The sequence below is a fragment of the Streptomyces zaomyceticus genome (assembly GCF_014656215.1).
Lineage (GTDB): Bacteria > Actinomycetota > Actinomycetes > Streptomycetales > Streptomycetaceae > Streptomyces > Streptomyces zaomyceticus.
In genome coordinates this window covers 155898-173084 of record NZ_BNBZ01000015.1, presented here as the reverse complement: position 1 = coordinate 173084, position 17187 = coordinate 155898, and the positions used below count along the sequence as shown (strand labels likewise).

General features: G+C 71.0%; 18 protein-coding genes. 12 read left to right on the top strand and 6 right to left on the bottom strand.

The annotated features are described in order from the left end of the window. Positions 1 to 32 precede the first annotated feature (32 nt). Positions 33 to 869: a L,D-transpeptidase family protein gene (locus IE311_RS20860; protein ID WP_189833259.1), complete on the bottom strand. Its 837-nt coding sequence runs from the start codon at positions 867 to 869 to the stop codon at positions 33 to 35. 162 nt (positions 870 to 1031) lie between these two features. Between IE311_RS20860 and IE311_RS20855 the strand changes: the two genes are divergently transcribed. The 3 genes from IE311_RS20855 (at position 1032) to IE311_RS20845 (ending at position 3128) form a co-directional block, all read left to right on the top strand. Continuing rightward, a complete protein-coding gene (locus IE311_RS20855) occupies positions 1032 to 1472 on the top strand; it encodes a GNAT family N-acetyltransferase (RefSeq protein WP_189833258.1) in 441 nt (146 codons plus the stop codon). A 91-nt stretch (positions 1473 to 1563) separates the two neighbouring features. Then, complete coding sequence (locus IE311_RS20850; protein WP_189833257.1) at positions 1564 to 2643, top strand: NAD(P)H-dependent amine dehydrogenase family protein; 1080 nt, start codon at positions 1564 to 1566, stop codon at positions 2641 to 2643. Then, positions 2640 to 3128, top strand: a complete 489-nt coding sequence (locus IE311_RS20845; RefSeq protein ID WP_189833256.1) for a carboxymuconolactone decarboxylase family protein — start codon at positions 2640 to 2642, stop codon at positions 3126 to 3128. Before IE311_RS20850 ends, IE311_RS20845 begins: the two co-directional genes overlap by 4 nt. A gap of 69 nt (positions 3129 to 3197) precedes the next feature. Here IE311_RS20845 and IE311_RS20840 read toward each other — a convergent pair whose 3' ends face one another. The 3 genes from IE311_RS20840 to IE311_RS20830 all read right to left on the bottom strand — a co-directional run bounded on the left by IE311_RS20840 (position 3198) and on the right by IE311_RS20830 (position 7888). Beyond that, complete coding sequence (locus IE311_RS20840; RefSeq protein ID WP_189833255.1) at positions 3198 to 4841, bottom strand: GMC oxidoreductase; 1644 nt, start codon at positions 4839 to 4841, stop codon at positions 3198 to 3200. Positions 4842 to 4966: 125 nt separating this feature from the next. After that, the gene (locus tag IE311_RS20835; protein ID WP_189833254.1) at positions 4967 to 6400 is read right to left on the bottom strand and encodes an aspartate ammonia-lyase; all 1434 of its coding nucleotides are present in this window, start codon (positions 6398 to 6400) and stop codon (positions 4967 to 4969) included. Between the two features lie 372 nt (positions 6401 to 6772). Continuing rightward, positions 6773 to 7888, bottom strand: a complete 1116-nt coding sequence (locus IE311_RS20830) for an asparaginase (protein WP_189833253.1) — start codon at positions 7886 to 7888, stop codon at positions 6773 to 6775. A gap of 132 nt (positions 7889 to 8020) precedes the next feature. On the opposite strand from IE311_RS20830, the gene IE311_RS20825 reads away from it, so the two are divergent. From IE311_RS20825 to thpD, 6 genes are all read left to right on the top strand, one after another. After that, positions 8021 to 8485 carry an Lrp/AsnC family transcriptional regulator gene (locus IE311_RS20825; RefSeq protein ID WP_189833252.1) on the top strand — a complete coding sequence of 155 codons (465 nt, stop codon included), beginning with the start codon at positions 8021 to 8023 and terminating at the stop codon, positions 8483 to 8485. Between the two features lie 236 nt (positions 8486 to 8721). After that, on the top strand, positions 8722 to 9525 hold the full coding sequence (locus IE311_RS20820; protein WP_189833251.1) for an endonuclease I family protein: 804 nt from the start codon (positions 8722 to 8724) through the stop codon (positions 9523 to 9525). Between the two features lie 375 nt (positions 9526 to 9900). Then, positions 9901 to 10413 (top strand): diaminobutyrate acetyltransferase, encoded by a 513-nt coding sequence (ectA, locus tag IE311_RS20815; protein ID WP_189833250.1) that lies wholly within the window; start codon positions 9901 to 9903, stop codon positions 10411 to 10413. A 52-nt stretch (positions 10414 to 10465) separates the two neighbouring features. Next, positions 10466 to 11737, top strand: coding sequence for a diaminobutyrate--2-oxoglutarate transaminase (ectB, locus tag IE311_RS20810; protein WP_189833249.1), 1272 nt, complete (start codon positions 10466 to 10468; stop codon positions 11735 to 11737). Positions 11738 to 11798: 61 nt separating this feature from the next. Beyond that, on the top strand, positions 11799 to 12218 hold the full coding sequence (locus IE311_RS20805; protein ID WP_189833248.1) for an ectoine synthase: 420 nt from the start codon (positions 11799 to 11801) through the stop codon (positions 12216 to 12218). A 140-nt stretch (positions 12219 to 12358) separates the two neighbouring features. Continuing rightward, positions 12359 to 13255: an ectoine hydroxylase gene (thpD, locus tag IE311_RS20800; protein WP_189833247.1), complete on the top strand. Its 897-nt coding sequence runs from the start codon at positions 12359 to 12361 to the stop codon at positions 13253 to 13255. A 135-nt stretch (positions 13256 to 13390) separates the two neighbouring features. On the opposite strand, the gene IE311_RS20795 is transcribed toward thpD, so the two are convergent. Then, a complete protein-coding gene (locus IE311_RS20795) occupies positions 13391 to 14263 on the bottom strand; it encodes an RNA polymerase sigma factor SigF (RefSeq protein ID WP_189833246.1) in 873 nt (290 codons plus the stop codon). Between the two features lie 182 nt (positions 14264 to 14445). On the opposite strand from IE311_RS20795, the gene IE311_RS20790 reads away from it, so the two are divergent. The 3 genes from IE311_RS20790 (at position 14446) to IE311_RS20780 (ending at position 16608) form a co-directional block, all read left to right on the top strand. Beyond that, positions 14446 to 14871 (top strand): ATP-binding protein, encoded by a 426-nt coding sequence (locus tag IE311_RS20790; RefSeq protein WP_189833245.1) that lies wholly within the window; start codon positions 14446 to 14448, stop codon positions 14869 to 14871. 69 nt (positions 14872 to 14940) lie between these two features. After that, entirely contained in the window at positions 14941 to 15744 is an 804-nt protein-coding gene (locus IE311_RS20785) for an N-formylglutamate amidohydrolase (protein ID WP_189833244.1), read from the top strand. A gap of 147 nt (positions 15745 to 15891) precedes the next feature. Next, the gene (locus IE311_RS20780) at positions 15892 to 16608 is read left to right on the top strand and encodes a flavodoxin family protein (RefSeq protein WP_189833243.1); all 717 of its coding nucleotides are present in this window, start codon (positions 15892 to 15894) and stop codon (positions 16606 to 16608) included. Between the two features lie 118 nt (positions 16609 to 16726). Here the strand turns inward: IE311_RS20780 and IE311_RS20775 are convergent, their stop codons facing one another. Then, on the bottom strand, positions 16727 to 17140 hold the full coding sequence (locus IE311_RS20775; protein ID WP_189833286.1) for a hypothetical protein: 414 nt from the start codon (positions 17138 to 17140) through the stop codon (positions 16727 to 16729). Positions 17141 to 17187: the final 47 nt, after the last annotated feature.

The window sequence follows — 17187 nt, the reverse complement described above, 5'->3', positions numbered from 1 at the left end:
GGCCGGGCGCCGATGAGGCGCCCGGCCGTGGTTCAGCGCGCGAGTTCGGCCGTCGGGCCCATGACCACGACCGGTTCCCTGGCCGGGTCGAGCGCGCGCAGCAGTTCGCGCAGCGCGCCGCGCCGCAGTGTGACGCAGGCCTGGGTGGGACCGCCGTGGTCGACGTGGATCCAGACGCCGCCGCCCTTCTCGGCGCCGTAGGGGCGTTCCTTGTCGAGCGGCGTGCGGCCGGGCACGCGGTTGTAGTCGATGGCGATCACATGGTCGAAGGAGCCTTCGAGGGGTTCGCCGGCGAAGCCGGTGCCGCTGATGGCGAACTGGTCGTCCTGGTCGTACGGGAGGCGGGCGCCGGGGTCGGGCAGCCGGCCGCCCGCGTCGCCGAGCCGGAAGACCCCGATCGGGGTGCGCAGGTCGCCGGCGACGTGGTCGGCGGTCCAGCCCCGGAGGGCGTTGTGCGTGGGCCAGGGTCCGGCGGCCGCGGTCCAGCGGCCGGCGGCGTTCCGCTCGTAGAGCGTCGCGGTGGAGGTGTTGTCGTCGCCGGTGTCGCCGGTCACGACGAAGGCCTGGGTGGTGCCGTCGGGGACGAAGGAGTGGGTCGTGGGGCCGATGCCGGGGATCCGGGGGGCGGGCGCGGGAGCGGGGGCGGAGGCGAGGCTGTTCGCCGCCCGACCGGGGCCGCCCGCCCCGGCGGCCGCTCCGGGTGGGAAGCCCTCGGGGCGGGAGTCACCGGCCGCGGGCGGCGCCGCGGCGGTCGCCCCCGCGGGGGCGGCGGGGGCGGGTGGCGCGGTGCTCGCGCAACCGGTGAGCAGCAGGGCCGCGCACAGTGTGCCGGCGCTCAGCAGCGCGGGGGCGCCCTTGTGGACGGACATGGACGGATCCTCCTGGCCGGGGGCAATGGTGCGATGGGTACCCGTTCGGCGGGCGGCGCTGCCGTGGTGGCGGCGGCCTCACCCGTACGGCCGCGTCCGCCGGTGGTCGCCGGGTCCCCGAAAGCGGTTGACCGTCCCGGCGCGGGGCGGTTTCCTGCACGAATGAACGATCTTCGTATCGAATCGGCCCGGAGCGAGGCACAGCTCGCCGACTGGCGGTCCGTCCACAACACGATCATCCCCACGGCGGTCCTCTCCCCCGAGGAGGTCCGGGAGCGCGCGGGCCGGAACCGGCTGGACGTCGCGTACCTGGGCCCGGTGGCGGTGGGCTGTTCGACGGTCCGCCCGCCGGACGGGGAGACGCCGTCGGCCACGGTCATCGCGCGGACGCTGCCGGAGTTCCGGGGGCGTGGTGTCGGAACGGCGCTGTACGAGCGGGGGCTCGCGCACGCGCGGACGCTGAGCGACGAGGGCGTGGAGACGGTGGTGCTGGCCTCGAACGAGGCCGGGCTGCGGTTCGCGCTGACCCGCGGCTTCGTGGAGGTGGAGCGGTACGTCCTGCCGGGCGACACGGTGCCGTTCGTGACGCTGCGGCTGGCCTGACGCGCCCGGACCCCTCCAGCAATCTGACGATTCGTCAGATCATTGCGTCGCGGGTCTGGGAACCTTCGGAGCCCGGCGCTACCCTCCGCGCATGATTCGGACGGTGGTGTGGGGTACCGGAAATGTCGGGCGCGCGGCGATCCGCGCCGTGGACGCCCATCCAGGGCTCGAACTCGCGGCCGTGCTGGTCTCCGATCCGGCGAAGGTCGGACGGGACGCGGGCCGGCTCGCGGGGCTCGGCCACGACCTCGGGGTGGTGGCCGTCGACGACGTCGCCGCGGTGCTCGAAGGGCGGCCGGGGGCGGTGGTGTACGCCGCCACCGGCGACACCCGGCCCGACGGGGCGCTCGAGGACGTGGCACGGGCGGTGCGGGCGGGTGCGGTGGTGGTCACGCCGGCGCTCTATCCGCTCTACGACCAGCGCAACGCACCGCCCGAGTTCCGGGACCCGGTGCTCGCCGCGATCACCGAGGGCGGCGGTTCGCTCTTCGCGTCGGGGGTGGACCCGGGCTGGGGCAACGACATCCTCCCGCTCCTCATGAGCGGGCTCGGCAGCACGGTGGACGCGATCCGCTGCCAGGAGATCTTCGACTACTCGACGTACGAGCAGGAGGAGTCGGTCCGGGACCTGATCGGGATGGGCCGGCCCCTCGACTACGAGCCGCCGATGCTGCTGCCGACGGTCCCGACGATGGTGTGGGGCGGGCAGATACGCCTGATGGCCCGCGCGCTCGGCGCCGAGCTCGACGAGATCCGCGAGACGGTGGACCGGCGCCCGCTGGAGTCCACCGTGAAGACGCGGACGATGGGTGTGTTCGAGGCGGGCACACAGGGTGCGATCCGCTTCGAGGTGCAGGGGATCGTCGGCGGCGAGCCCCGCATCGTGATCGAGCACGTGACCCGTATCCATCCCTCCTGCGCGCCGGACTGGCCGGTGCCGCCGGACGGGGCGGGGGCGCACCGGGTGATCGTCGAGGGCAGCCCCCGGATCGAGGTGACGGTCGCGGCGACGGCCGAGGGCGAGAACCGGTCGGCGGGCGGGAACGCGACGGCGGTGGGCCGGCTGGTCGGGGCGATCGACTGGCTGGCGGCGGCGGAGCCGGGACTGTACGACGCGCTGGACGTGCCGTTGCGGCCGGCGGTCGGGAAGCTGGGAAGGAGACCACGGTGATCATCGACATTCCCGAGGGCCAGGAGCCGATCGGGTACGTGTGGGGCGACATGGTCCCGGAGATCGGGACGGCGGCCGCGAACTTCTCGCTGTCGGTGTACGCCCATACGACGCTGGGGCTGCGCGAGTTCGAGGCGGCGCGGCTGCGGATCGCGCAGATCAACGGCTGCGGCTTCTGTCTGGACTGGCGTACCGACCGGGACGGGGTGAAGGTCGAGGAGAGCTTCGACGAGGTCGTCTCGGCGTGGCGGGAGACGGAGGTCTCGGAGTCCTTCGACGAGCGGACACGGCTCGCGGCGGAGTACGCGGAGCGGTACGCGCTGGACCACCACGGTCTGGACGAGGAGTTCTGGGACCGGATGACGGCCCGGTACAGCCAGGCGGAGATCGTCGAACTGACGATGAGTCTGGGGTCGTGGCTGGCCTTCGGGCGGCTCAACCGGGTGCTCGGGCTCGACACCGTCTGCGTGCTGCCGACGCACTGAACGCGGGAGGGGAAAGGGCCGGCCGGTGAAGACCGGCCGGCCCTTCTCCGTACGGGTGCGCGCTCCCGGTCAGAAGTCCTCGGCCACGATGCGTTCGATGTTGCGTTCGGCGAGGGCCGTGATGGTGACGAACGGGTTGACGCTGGCGTTGCCGGGGATCAGGGACCCGTCGATGACGTACAGCCCGGAGTAGCCGTGGAGGCGGCCGTGGTTGTCGGTCGCCCTGCCCAGGACCGCGCCGCCCAGCGGGTGGTACGTGAGGTGGTCGCCCCAGATCTTGTACGCGCCGAAGAGGTCGGTGCGGTAGATCGTGCCCTCCTTGGAGTTGATCTTGTCGAAGATGGTCTTCGCCGCGTCGATCGAGGTCTGCTTCCAGGCCCTGTCCCAGCTCAGGTCGACCTTGCCGGTGGCCGGGTTCCAGGTGAACTCGGCCCGGTGGGGGGTCTTGGTGATGGACAGGTAGAAGGAGGCGTAGGTCTCGATGCCGGTGGGCAGCGGGGCGACCTCGGCGAAGGCGCCGCCCGCGTCCCAGTTGTCGATGCCCGCGGTGGGCATCGCCGACTGGAGCTTGCCGGTCGGGTCCCACATGTGGTTGGCGCGGCCGCACATGACGTTGCCGTTGTCGCCCCAGCCCTTGCCGATCTCGCCGTTGAGGGCGGGGAGCGCGCCGGTGGCCTTGAGGCGGGTGAGGAGCTTGCTCGTCCCGATGCTTCCGGCGGCGAAGAAGACCTTGTCGGCGGTGACGGTCTTGCTCGCGAGGGTGGCGCCGGTCGTGTCGATCTGGTCGATGGCGACCGTGTAGCCGCCGCCCGCCGCGGGGGTGACGGAGGTGACCTTGTGCAGCGCCGATACGGTGACGCGGCCGGTGGCCGCGGCCTGGGCCAGATAGGTCTTCTGGAGGGTCTTCTTGCCGGCGTTGTTGCCGTAGATGACCTCGCCGTCCAGGGCCGACTTCGGGACGGCCCCGGCGGCCTCCTGCTTCATGTAGTCCCAGTCGTAGACGTTCGGGACGAACACGAAGGGGAAGCCGGAGCGCTGGGCGTGCTTGCGGCCGACGCGGGCGTACTGGTAGCAGGAGGTGCTCTCCCACCAGGCCTGGTCCACGGCGGTGACGCCGAGTCCGGCGTTGGCGCGCGGGTAGTACGTGGAGTACATCTCCGCCGCGTCGACGGTGGGGAGGATGGCGGCGAAGTTCTCCCGGCGCGGGGTGACGGCCATACCGCCGTTGACGAGGGAGCCGCCGCCGACGCCACGGCCCTGGTAGACGGTGATGCCGGCGAAGTCCTCGGCGTCGAGGATGCCGGTGTGCCGGGGGATGTCCTTGTCGAGGGGGAAGCCGAGGAAGTTGCTCAGCGGCTGCTTGGTACGGGTCCGCAGCCAGAAGGAGCGGTAGTCGGGTCGGGTGGTGTTGGCGAAGATCTTCCCGTCGGGTCCCGGGGTGTCCCAGGCCATGCCCATCTCGACCATGTGGACGTCGACGCCGGCGCGGGCGAGACGGAGGGCGGCGACGGAGCCGCCGTATCCGGTGCCGATGACGAGGGCGGGGACGTGGGAGCCGGTGGGGATGGGGGTGTCGGCGAGGCGGGGTTGGGCATGGGCCGGGGCGGCGTGACCGACGAGGGCCGCGGCGCCCAGAACAGAACCTGTTCCCGCGAGGAATCGGCGGCGGCTCACGCCGCCGATTCCCTTTGCGGGCAGGGGGTGTTCACTCATGTGACGTTCCTCACTCGTGAGCGAATGGGAACATGTTCTACTGTCGGGCATCGGGGAAGTCACGAGAAACCGACGGGTAACTTCCGTGCGACTCCCCTTCTCGAAGGGATGCCCCCCGCGGCCGGTCAGGCGAGCGCGGGTCCCGGGGCGCCGGTGAGACGCTCGGGGGTGAGCAGCTCGGCAAGCCGCTCGGCGGGCAGCAGCCCCTTCTCCAGGGTGAGTTCGACGACTCCGCGCCCGGTGGCGAGCGCCTCCTGCGCGATGGCCGTGGCGGCCGTGTAGCCGAGGTGGGGGTTGAGCGCGGTGGCGAGGCCGATGGAGTTCTCCACGGCCGCCCGGAGGGCCTCGGTGTTGGCCGTGATGCCGCTGACGCACCGCTCGGCGAGGGTCAGACAGGCGGCGCGCAGCGAGAGCAGACTCTTCGACAGGGCGTGGAAGATGACCGGCTCGAAGGCGTTGAGCTGGAGCTGACCCGCCTCGGCGGCCATGGTGATGGTGATGTCGTTGCCGATCACCTCGAAGGCGACCTGGTTGACGACCTCGGGGATCACCGGGTTGACCTTGCCGGGCATGATGCTCGAACCGGCCTGGACCGGCGGCAGGTTGATCTCGTTGAGCCCGGCGCGCGGCCCCGAGGAGAGCAGTCGGAGGTCGTTGCAGGTCTTGGAGAGCTTGACCGCGATGCGCTTGAGGACTCCGGACAGCTGCACGAAGGCACCGCAGTCCTGGGTGGCCTCGATCAGGTTGACGGAGGTCACCAGCGGCAGGCCGGTCAGCTCGGCCAGGTTGCGGCGGGCGGTCTCGGCGTAGCCCGGGGCCGCGTTGAGACCGGTGCCGATGGCGGTGGCCCCGAGGTTGATCTCGTGGATGAGCTCGACGGCCTCGGCGAGCCGGCTGCGGTCCTCCTCCAGCATCACGGCGTACGTGGAGAACTCCTGGCCCAGCGTCATGGGAACCGCGTCCTGGAGCTGGGTCCGGCCCATCTTCACGACCTCGCGGAACTCCAGGGCCTTGGCGGCGAAGGCGTCCTGGAGCACGGCCATCGCGAGCAGGAGTTCACGGGCCGCGCCGATCGCCGCGATGCGGATGGCGGTCGGGTAGACGTCGTTGGTGGACTGACCGAGGTTGACGTCCTCGTTGGGGTGGAGCCGGTCGTAGTCGCCCTTGGCGTGGCCGAGGAGTTCCAGGGCGCGGTTGGCGACGACCTCGTTGGCGTTCATGTTGGTGGAGGTACCGGCGCCGCCCTGGACGACGTCGACGACGAACTGCTCGTGGAGCTCCCCCGCACGGATCTCCCGGCAGGCACCGGCGATGGCGGCGGCCTTGTCGGCGGGGAGCAGACCCAGCTCCTCGTTGGCGCGGGCGGCGGCCTCCTTGACGGCGGCGAGCGCGTCGATCAGCAGCGGGTAGACGGAGATCGGGGTGCCGGTGACGGTGAAGTTCTCGGTGGCGCGCAGGGTGTGGACACCCCAGTAGGCGTCGGCGGGCACGTCCCGGTCACCCAGCAGATCGTGCTCGCGACGGACGGGAAGGGGGTGCGGGGCCGGTGCGGGAACCATGGATGTCGTCCTTGGGGAGGGAGGGGAGGGGCGGGCAGGTTGGACGGCGCGCCGGAGGGCGCGTTGCGTCCTCGTCGCGACACGAAGGGCTGGGGTCCGGCGACAGCGCGCCGGGGGTGGTGAGGGCAGAACGCCCGCGGGCGCGGGTATCGGCGCGCGGCGAGGGGGCGACGGCCGGGCCCGGAGCCGTACGAGCCCGTGCACCGCGCGTCGGGAGGACGGCGGCGGGCTCCGGGCCGGTACGGGGCCGTACAGGCCCTACGGAGAGCGCGGTGACCCGCGGCGCGGGCTCCGGCGGGCGCCGAGGAGTTGGCGCCGGCTCGCGGGCGGGCTGGGGGGCGCCACCCGCGAGCCGGGGTTTCGGGTGCGCGGTCAGGCGCGGGCGGCGACCGCCGAGGCCGAGCGGGAGCCGCCGGTGGCCAGGGCCGGTTCCGCGCGGACCGGGCCGTCGAGGAGGCGGCGCAGCAGGGCCGTACTCCGGGCGGGGTCGCCGGAGCCGCCCTCGGCGAGGAGCGTCGCCAGGACCGCGATCCGCGCCTGCGCGGCACGGAGCGTGCCGGTGAGCAGGGCCCCGGCGGCGACGAGGTCGACGGCACCGCCACCGGTGTAGATCTCGGCGAGCGGCCCCGCGGGAACGCGGGTGGTGACGGCGACGAGGACGCCCTGGGCGACCGCGTCGGCCACGGCGGCGGCGATCTCGGGGGTGGCGTTGCCGGCGCCGGTCGCCACGAGGACGATGCCCCGGGCGCCGGCCGCGACCGCCGCGTTCAGGAGGAAGGGGTCGCCGTCGGAGTGATGCGTGACGACGGAGACGCGGGGCAGAGGGAAGGCGCCGGGGCCGGTGTTGCCGGGGGCGGCCTTGTACGCGGCGGCGGGCAGCGGCAGCGGCGTCGGGCGCTCCGGCTGCCGCTCGATGTCGACGCGGGAGAACCCGACGCGGCCCAGGCGCTCGGCCGAGGGGTCGGAGAAGGCGTCGGCGGCGAGGGTCTGGGTCTTGACCGTGCCGCGGGCGGCGTGGACACGGCCGTCGAAGACGACGAGGACGCCGAGGTCGCTGACGGTGGAGGCGACCTGGAGCGCGTCGTAGAGGTTCCCCGGGCCGTCCCCGTCGCCGGTGCCGAAGGGGCGCTGGGCGCCGGTGAGGACGACCGGTCGGGAGTCGCTGTGGTGGAGGTCCAGGAGGAAGGCGGTCTCCTCCAGGGTGTCGGTGCCGTGGGTGATCACGATGCCGTCGACGCCGGGGTCGGCGAAGGTCTCGTGGACGGTCCGCAGGAGGGCGAGCTGGTGGGCCGCGGTCATCCGGGAGCTGTTGACGTTGAAGAGGTCGACGACCTCGACGGTGACGCCCTCGGGGAGGGGGGCGGTGGCCAGGACGTCGTTGCCGGAGGCGTCGGCCGCGTAGCCGGTGCCCTGCCAGCGGCTGGCGATCGTGCCGCCGGTGCTGATGACGACGATCCGGCGCGCTCCCCCGTCGTTCGTCCGCTTCATGACTGCCGCCCTTACTCCGTCTTGCTTACTCCGTACCGAAATCTCCCGGCATCGCAACGATAGGACAGGAGGTGCGCAAGGCGATTGCGAAATCAGCCGCAGGAATGTTTCAGCGTGGTAGATAATTGCGCCATGGACCGAATCGATCTCCATATCGTGCGCGAGCTTCAGAACGACGGCCGGCTCAGCAACCAGGAGCTGGCCCAGCGGGTGGGGCTGAGCCCCTCCCCCTGTCTGCGCCGGGTACGTCAGCTGGAGCAGGACGGCGTGATCCAGGGCTACCGGGCGATCATCGACCCGGAGGCGGTGGGGCGGGGCTTCGAGGTGCTCGTCTCGGTGGAGGTGCGGCGCGACCGGGAGACGGTCGAGGCCTTCGAGGAGGCGCTCCAGGACGTGCCGGACGTCATCGAGGCGTACCGGCTGTTCGGGAGCCCCGGCTGTCTGCTGCGGATCGCGGTGGCCGACCTCGCGGCGTACGAGCGGCTGTGGATCGAGCGGCTGACGACCCTGACCGGGGTCACCGAGGTGAACTCGCAGATCATCATGAAGCGGATCAAGGAGCCGAAGGGGATGCCGGTGGACGTCCGGGGCGCCTGAGGACACCCGGGACCGCCCCGATCCGACGGGGGCGATCTCCGCGACAGGCTCCGGAGGGCACCCCTCGTTTCGGCCATATGCAAACTCGTCATGCAACAGCCTCCTCCTCGTTACATGACAGGTACCTGCCGTGTGCCACTCTCCCGATGACACGAAGTCAACACGCGTAGACAGCGGAATCGTTGAGCCGACGACCCGCTGCCCCCACGTGTACCGTCCCCGGGAAAGGGCCCCCCATGTCCGTTGTGCGGATCGGCAGCTGGAAGGTGTGGGCGGCGGCTGTCGCCGCCACCCTCGTCGGCGTCACGCTCCCCACGGTCGCCGCAACCCCCGCCGGCGCCACCACCAACGCCTACGACAGCACGTACTACAAGAACGCGGTCGGCAAGACCGGCACGAGCCTCAAGTCCTCGCTGCACACCATCATCGGCAGCCAGAGCAAGATCTCGTACGACGCGGTCTGGAACGCGCTGAAGGTCACCGACCAGGACCCCGGCAACACCAACAACGTGATCCTGCTCTACAGCGGCACCTCGCGGAGCAAGAGCCTCAACGGCGGTGACGTCGGCGACTGGAACCGTGAGCACACCTGGGCCCAGTCCCACGGCAACTTCGGCACCTCGGCCGGCCCGGGCACCGACCTCCACCATCTGCGCGCGGCGGACGTCCAGGTCAACGGCATCCGGGGGAACAAGGACTTCGACAACGGCGGCAGCGCCGTCAGCGGCGCTCCCGGCAGCTACACGGACAGCAACTCGTTCGAGCCGCGCGACGCCGACAAGGGCGACGTGGCCCGGATGATCCTCTACATGGCCGTCCGTTACGAGGGTGACGACGCCTGGGCCGATCTGGAGCCCAACGAGTCGACCACCAACGGAAGCGTCCGCTTCCACGGCCGCCTCTCGGTCCTGAAGCAGTGGAACGAGCAGGACCCGCCGAGCGCCTTCGAAGAGCGTCGCAACGACGTCATATACAACACCTACCAGGGCAACCGGAACCCGTTCATCGACCACCCGGAGTGGGTCGAGGCGATCTGGTAGGCCGACGGCGCGACGCGTGCGCGCCGGAAGCGAACGGAGCCGGGCCGGGCTCGCAGCACCCGGCCCGGCTCCGCCGCGTTCCGGAGTGCGCGACGGCGGCCCGCTCGGGGCGACCCGTACGCCTGACCGCTCCCGACGCCTTCAAACGTCAAATGGCGGATGTTCTCACGCTCTTGGCGTGAACGGTGGAAGTACCCCTGAGCCGTTATCCATCCGTTACAAACGGGGACTTCACACCCTTTTGCGGTGGTTTGCCGAGCAGTGGAGCAGGTATTCGCACCCCTGAGGCCCCCAGTGCACCTATCACGTGGTGCCGCCCGGAACAAGCCCTCCGGGCCAGGAAGTTCCGAGATCCACTGGGTAACTTCGGCGCCCATGACTCCCATGACCACTGCCCGCACGACTCCCCCGACGATCGCGGACGGCGCCGAGCTCTGGCGCATCGCACGCGGCTCGGGAGAGCTGGACCTCAACTCGCCGTACAGCTACCTGCTGTGGTGCCGTGACTTCGCCGACACGACCGCCGTCGCCCGTGACTCCTCCGGACGCCCGATCGGCTTTGTCACCGGCTACCTGCGGCCCGACGCCCCGGAGACCCTTTTCGTCTGGCAGATCGCCGTCGAGGGTTCGCACCGCGGAAGCGGGGTAGCCGGGACCCTGCTCGACGATCTGTCCGCACGGGTGGCGGCCACACACGGAATCAGCCGTGTCGAGGCGACGGTCACCCCGGGAAACCTGGCGTCCGACCGGCTGTTCCGGTCGTACGCACGCCGTCACGGCGCGGAGGTGACGCAGGAGGTCCTGTTCCCCTCGTCCGCCTTCCCCGCCGCGGGGCACGACTCCGAGGTCCTGTACCGCATCGGCCCCCTCGGTGACACGGCGTCCTGACCCGTCGTCCGCGCACCCCACGATCCCCACAACACTCTGGAGAAGAGACTTCGTGACCCTGACCGACATCGCCACGCCCACCGTCTTCGAGACCGTCGAATCCGAGGTCCGCAGCTACTGCCGCGCCTGGCCCGTCGTGTTCGAGCGCGCGGTGGGCAGCCGGCTGTACGACGAGCAGGGGCGCCCGTACCTCGACTTCTTCGCGGGCGCCGGCTCGCTGAACTACGGCCACAACAACCCCGCGCTCAAGCGGGCCCTCCTCGACTACCTCGCCGACGACGGGATCACCCACGGTCTCGACATGTCGACGACCGCCAAACGCGCCTTCCTGGAGACCTTCCACTCGACGGTCCTGGAACCCCGCGCCCTGCCCTACAAGGTGATGTTCCCCGGCCCCACCGGCACCAACGCCGTGGAAGCCGCCCTGAAGCTCGCCCGGAAGGTCACCGGACGGCAGACGATCGTCTCCTTCACCAACGCCTTCCACGGCATGTCGCTCGGTTCGCTCGCCGTCACCGGCAACGCCGCCAAGCGCGCCGGCGCGGGCGTCCCGCTGAACCACGCGATCCGCATGCCCTTCGACGACTACCTCGACGGGCGGCTCCCCGACTTCCTCTGGTTCGAACGGCTCCTGGACGACGCCGGCTCAGGCCTCGACCACCCGGCGGCCGTGATCGTCGAGACCGTGCAGGGCGAGGGCGGCGTCAACGTCGCCAGGGCCGAATGGCTGCGCGGACTCGCCGACCTCTGCCGCCGCCACGACATGCTCCTCATCGTGGACGACGTCCAGATGGGCTGCGGACGCACGGGCGACTTCTTCTCCTTCGAGGAGGCGGGCATCACGCCCGACATCGTCACCCTGTCCAAGTCCATCGGCGGCTACGGCCTGCCCATGGCGCTCTGCCTGTTCCGGCCGGAGCTCGACGTGTGGCAGCCCGGCGAGCACAACGGCACCTTCCGCGGCAACAACCCCGCCTTCGTCACCGCCACCGCCGCCCTCGACACCTACTGGCGCGACGGCGCCCTGCGCGAGCGCACCCTGAGCCGGGCGGACCGGGTGGAGCGCGCCCTCCTCGACCTCTGCGCGGACGACGGACGCGGCGGGCTCTCGGTCCGCGGCCGCGGACTGGTGTGGGGCCTGGAGTTCACCGACGGGGAGCGCGCCGACGCCGTGTGCAGGCGCGCCTTCGAGACCGGTCTGCTCGTCGAGACCTCGGGTCCGCGCGGCGAGGTGGTCAAGCTGCTGCCCCCGCTGACCGCGACCGACGACGAACTCGACGAGGGCCTCGGCATCCTCGCCCGCTCCGTCCGGCACAGCGCCTGATCCTCACCGCCGTACCCCCACCGCCCGCCCCCGGGGCGGCACAGATCCGAAAGGCACACCCATGATCGTCCGTTCCTTCGACGAGCTGGAGAACACAGAGCGGCACGTGAGGGCCACGTCCGGCACCTGGGAGAGCAAGCGCATCGTCCTGGCCCGCGAACGGGTCGGCTTCTCCCTCCACGAGACGGTGCTGTACGCCGGAACCGAGACCTCCATGTGGTACGCGCACCACGTCGAGGCCGTCGTCTGCACGGCCGGCGAGGCCGAGCTCACCGACCACGAGACGGGTCGCACGTACACGATCGTGCCCGGGACGATGTATCTGCTCGACGGACACGAGCGCCACACCCTCAAGGTCAAGCAGGACTTCCGCTGCCTGTGCGTCTTCAACCCGCCCGTCACCGGGCGCGAGGACCACGACGAGAACGGTGTCTACCCCCTGCTCACCGAGCCCGACGGGACCGTCCGGGACGACGCCTGAGCCCACGGCACGGTCCGGCCGACGCCCCACGAGTCGCGAGACGGACGAAACGCGCGCCACCACGAGCGGCGCGTCACGAGACACCGGACAGGTGTCACGAGACCGCACGCACGCGTACGAGAAAGGAAGCACGCTCCCTCATGCCCTCCGCACCCACCCGCCCCGTCGACCTCTACCCCACCCGTGGCCCCAAGGAGGAACTGATCGGCCGCAAGGACCCGGTCGTGTGGTCCGAGCCCGGCACGGCAGGTCCCTTCTGGGACCGTGAACTGGAGGAGTACGACCGCGACGGCTTCGTCACGGTGGACGAGCTCGTCACCCCCGAGGAGGTCGACGCGCTCCGGGCGGAGCTGGACCGGCTCGTCTCCGACCCCGCCGTGCAGGCCGACGAGCGCGCCGTGGTCGAGCCCCACTCCCGGGAGATACGGTCCGTCTTCGAGGTCCACCGGATCAGCGAGGTCTTCGGCCGGCTGGCCGAGGACCCCCGGATCGTCGGACGCGCCCGCCAGATCCTCGGCTCCGAGGTATACGTCCACCAGTCGCGGGTCAACGTCAAGCCCGGCTTCGGCGCCAGCGGCTTCTACTGGCACTCCGACTTCGAGACCTGGCACGCGGAGGACGGCCTGCCGCAGATGCGGACCGTCTCGGTCTCGATCGCGCTGACCCCGAACCACACCACCAACGGCAGCCTGATGATCATGCCGGGTTCGCACCGCACCTTCCTGGGCTGTGCCGGGGCCACTCCCCGGGACAACTACAAGAAGTCGCTCCGGATGCAGGACGCGGGCACCCCCTCCCACGAGGCGCTGACCACCTTCGCCGACGCGTGCGGCATCCGCCACTTCACGGGTCCCGCCGGATCGGCCACCTGGTTCGACTGCAACGCCCTGCACGGGTCGGGCGACAACATCACCCCGTACCCCCGGTCCAATGTGTTCCTCGTCTTCAACAGCGTCGAGAACCAGCCCGAGGCGCCCTTCGCCGCCCCCGTCCGGCGCCCCTCCTTCATCGCCGCACCCGCGTGGGACCACTCCTGACAGATCCCGGCGCGCAGAAGGGTGCGCGGCCCGGCCACCGCCGGGCCGCGCACCCTCCACAGCCGTCTCGTGCCACGTCTCTTCAGACGCCTGTTCCCCACCTTGGACCAGGGTCCGCCCGGGGCATGGTGCCCCTCAGCCGTCCGTGCCCGGCTCGACCATGCCCTCCCGCAGCCGCTTCAGGCTCCGGGCCAGCAGCCGGGAGACATGCATCTGGGAGACACCGAGCCGCTCGCCGATCTGCGTCTGGGTCAGCTCCTCGACGAAGCGGAGGTGCAGCAGCAGCCGGTCGCGCTCGCCGAGGGCCTCCACCAGCGGCGCCAGGGTGTGGAACTCCTCGAACAGTGCGAGCGCCGGGTCCTCCTGGCCGAGCAGATCGCCCAGTGCGGCGTCCTCGTCCTCGTCGCCACCGCCGGCGATCCTGGCGTCCAGCGACGTCGAGTTGTAGCCGTTGGCGGCGACCTGGGCCTCCACCACCTGGTCCTCGGACAACTCCATGACGGGTGCCAGCTCCGCGATCAGCGGGGCCCGGCCGAGCCGTGAACTCAGCTCGTCGGTCGCCTTCGCCAGCTCCACACGCGCCTCCTGGAGCCGCCGCGGCACGTGCACCGCCCAGGTGGTGTCACGGAAGAACCGCTTGATCTCGCCCACGATGTACGGCACCGCGAACGTGGCGAACTCCACCTCGCGCGACAGGTCGAAGCGGTCGATCGCCTTGATCAGACCGATCATGCCGACCTGGACGACGTCCTCCGTCTCGTCGCCCCGCGCGCGGAACCTGCCCGCCGCGTAGACCACCAGCGACATGTTCATCTCGATCAGGGTGTTACGGACGTACTGATGGCCCTCCGTCCCTTCCTCCCGCGCCGCCAACTCGCGGAGGAACACCTTCGACAGGGCGCGCGCGTCCTGGGGTGGGAGCTCATGCGGTACCTCGAGAACAGGCAGGTCCTCACGCGTGCCGTTCGTCGCGTACGTCGTCGTCGCCTCGGCCGGATCGGTCCGCACGGGAACAACCTCCTCTTGTTCTCGGTCCGTTCAGCGGTCCCCGTTCTCGTACCCCCGCTTCCGGGAGGCACTCCCTGCCCCGCGGAAGGCCTCTTGCGTGCCCGGAGGGACGCATCACCCCGGCTCGAACGGGAAGGCGAAAACCGACACCGCCCGATGAACCAGGGAGAAAGGGACCTGTCATGAATACCCGGAGCGAGACCTGGTCTTGGACACCCGGGACCCACCCGCACACCACCGGAACCGACGGATGCTCCTCGGTCCGTACGCCCGCCGACGCGCGGCAGCTCGTCCGTCACACCCTCGCGGGGCTCGGCCCCCTGCGGCCCGCGCAGGTCGACGACCTGCTCCTCGTCACCTCGGAACTCGTCACGAACGCCCACCGCCACGGCGGCGGCGTCACCGGTTTCGGCATCGGGGTCGAACGTGACCGTGCGACCGTGTCCGTCTCCGACTCCAGCGGGAAGTCCCCCCTCTACGAACGCCGCGGGGAGTTGCCGTCCGGCGGCTACGGCTGGCCGATCGTGCTGCGGCTCTGCCGCGAGGTGACCGTGGACACCCGCCCGGACGGCAAGACCATCCACGCGGCCGTGGCACTGGACCACTGACCCGTACCGACGGATGTGCCGGGCGCCGGATCAGGACACGGCGGGCGCGGCCTGTGGGAGGCTGAGGCGATGACCTCACGCTCGTTCGACGTTCTCGCCGGTGCTCCGGACTCCCCCGTCCTTCTCCATGTGCCGCACTCCTCACGGGTGGTGCCCCCGGACGTGCGCGAGGGCATCCTGCTCGGCGACGCGGAACTGGGCCGCGAGCTGGACCACATCACCGACGCCCACACGGCGGAGATCGCCGCCTTCGCCGCGGCGGGCGCGGGGATCACCCCCTGGCGGTTCGTCAATCGGCTCTCCCGGCTGGTCGTCGACCCCGAGCGCTTCCCGGACGAGCGCGAGGAGATGCTGGCCGTCGGGATGGGCGCGGTGTACACCCGGACCACGCACCGCGGCGCGCTCAGGCCGGCCGGGTTCGACCCGGCGCCGCTGCTCGACCGGTACTTCACGCCGTACGCCGGGGCCATGGCCGACGCCGTGGCTGAGCGGCTGGCGGCGACGGGACGCGCGGTGATCGTCGACGTCCACTCGTACCCGACGGAGCCGCTGCCGTACGAACTGCACGGTGACGGGCCCCGCCCGCCGGTGTGCCTCGGCACGGACCCGTTCCACACCCCGCCGTCCCTCCTGGACGCCGCGCGGGAGGCGTTCGGCGGGTTCGGGGGCCTGGCCACGGACACGCCCTTCGCCGGGACGTACGTACCGCTGCCGTACTACGGCAAGGATCCGCGGGTCGGCGCGCTGATGATCGAGATCCGCCGCGATCTCTACATGGACGAGCCGGGTGGCGAGGCCGGCCCGGGCACGGCGGCGCTGGGCGCGGCCCTGGCCGCACTCGTCGACGCCGTGCCGTCGCACCACTCCGCGTAGCGTCGAGGGGCCGGCACCCGCGGCGGGCGGGCTGTCAGGCAACCGGCCCCGCTCCGCGAGCGCCCGGGGCGAAGGTCTGGTGAGCTGAACCGGGAGATCGCCAGCGCCTTCACATCCGGACTCCCGCTGCGTTTGGAGGAACATTCCGTGCCGGACTCAACGACGTCGTACGCCGACCTGCGCGCCCTGGTGATCAACTGCACCCTGAAACGTTCCCCGGAGCGCAGCCATACACAGGGGCTGATCGACATCAGCACCGGGATCATGGAGCGCCAGGGCGTGCAGGTCGAGGTGCTCAGGGCGGTGGACATCGACATCGCCACCGGTGTCTGGCCGGACATGACGGAGCACGGGTGGGAGACGGACGAGTGGCCGGTCATCTACTCGCAGGTGATGGCCGCCGACATCCTGACCCTGGCGGGGCCCGTGTGGCTGGGAGACAACTCCTCGGTCATGAAGAAGGTGATCGAGCGCCTGTACGCCTGCTCGTCGATCCTCAACGAGCGAGGCCAGTACGCCTACTACGGACGCGTGGGCGGCTGCCTGATCACCGGCAACGAGGACGGCGCCAAGCACTGCGCGATGAACGTCCTCTACAGCCTCCAGCACCTGGGGTACGTGATCCCGCCGCAGGCGGACGCGGGCTGGGTCGGCCCGGCCGGGCCGGGCCCGTCGTACCTGGACGAGGGCTCGGGCGGCCCGGAGAACGACTTCACCAACCGCAACGCCACCTTCATGACGTGGAACCAGCTGCACCTCGCCCGGATGCTCAAGGACGCCGGCGGCATCCCGGCGTACGGCAACCAGCGCTCCGAGTGGGACGCCGGCTGCCGGTTCGACTTCGAGAACCCCGAGCACCGTTGAGTGCGTGCCGGAACGGTCGGGGGATCCTGTCGAGGGGACGAACGGCGAGACCCCCACCTGTCTCGGGAGAGGGTCTCGTCCAGTAGCGGCGCGGGCGGAGTTGCTGCCCTTCGCGGGCTCAGCGGCTCTTGGACATCGTCACCGTGAAGCTGACCTTCTTACCGTTGTGGTAGTCGGTGCTGTCCCACACCGAGATGTGGGACCTGTCCTTCATCCGCAGGTGCAGCACCTCATTGGCGTTGCTCCAGTTGTACCCGACGAACTGGAAGTTCGGCTCCGGGCTGTCTCCCATTCTCCTGTTTCCCCAGCTGCAGATGTGCGACGAGTCGTTCTCGCAGACCGACCAGGCTCTGGCGTACAGATGGCAGTCCTCTCCCTGCCATACGTCGATGCGCTTCAGTCTCGCGTCGGACGAGCGCCACGTTCCGTTGAACCGGTTGGCGGAGCACGAGGCGGCTGCCTCTTTCGTGGAGGTGACGGTGAGCACCACCGAGAGGGAGAGTGTCAGGGCGGTCGTCAGGAGCACGGCCATGAGCCGGCGTAGTGGAATGCGGGCAGCAGAGACCTGTGTCATCGTGA

Excerpts from the sequence above, each read along its gene's own strand:
- IE311_RS20860 (WP_189833259.1), bottom strand. The coding sequence starts at position 869 with ATGTCCGTCCACAAGGGCGCCCCCGCGCTGCTGAGCGCCGGCACACTG.
- IE311_RS20855 (WP_189833258.1), top strand. The coding sequence starts at position 1,032 with ATGAACGATCTTCGTATCGAATCGGCCCGGAGCGAGGCACAGCTCGCC.
- IE311_RS20850 (WP_189833257.1), top strand. The coding sequence starts at position 1,564 with ATGATTCGGACGGTGGTGTGGGGTACCGGAAATGTCGGGCGCGCGGCG.
- IE311_RS20840 (WP_189833255.1), bottom strand. The coding sequence starts at position 4,841 with ATGAGTGAACACCCCCTGCCCGCAAAGGGAATCGGCGGCGTGAGCCGC.
- IE311_RS20835 (WP_189833254.1), bottom strand. The coding sequence starts at position 6,400 with ATGGTTCCCGCACCGGCCCCGCACCCCCTTCCCGTCCGTCGCGAGCAC.
- IE311_RS20830 (WP_189833253.1), bottom strand. The coding sequence starts at position 7,888 with ATGAAGCGGACGAACGACGGGGGAGCGCGCCGGATCGTCGTCATCAGC.
- IE311_RS20825 (WP_189833252.1), top strand. The coding sequence starts at position 8,021 with ATGGACCGAATCGATCTCCATATCGTGCGCGAGCTTCAGAACGACGGC.
- IE311_RS20820 (WP_189833251.1), top strand. The coding sequence starts at position 8,722 with ATGTCCGTTGTGCGGATCGGCAGCTGGAAGGTGTGGGCGGCGGCTGTC.
- ectA (WP_189833250.1), top strand. The coding sequence starts at position 9,901 with ATGACTCCCATGACCACTGCCCGCACGACTCCCCCGACGATCGCGGAC.
- IE311_RS20805 (WP_189833248.1), top strand. The coding sequence starts at position 11,799 with ATGATCGTCCGTTCCTTCGACGAGCTGGAGAACACAGAGCGGCACGTG.
- thpD (WP_189833247.1), top strand. The coding sequence starts at position 12,359 with ATGCCCTCCGCACCCACCCGCCCCGTCGACCTCTACCCCACCCGTGGC.
- IE311_RS20790 (WP_189833245.1), top strand. The coding sequence starts at position 14,446 with ATGAATACCCGGAGCGAGACCTGGTCTTGGACACCCGGGACCCACCCG.
- IE311_RS20785 (WP_189833244.1), top strand. The coding sequence starts at position 14,941 with ATGACCTCACGCTCGTTCGACGTTCTCGCCGGTGCTCCGGACTCCCCC.
- IE311_RS20775 (WP_189833286.1), bottom strand. The coding sequence starts at position 17,140 with ATGGCCGTGCTCCTGACGACCGCCCTGACACTCTCCCTCTCGGTGGTG.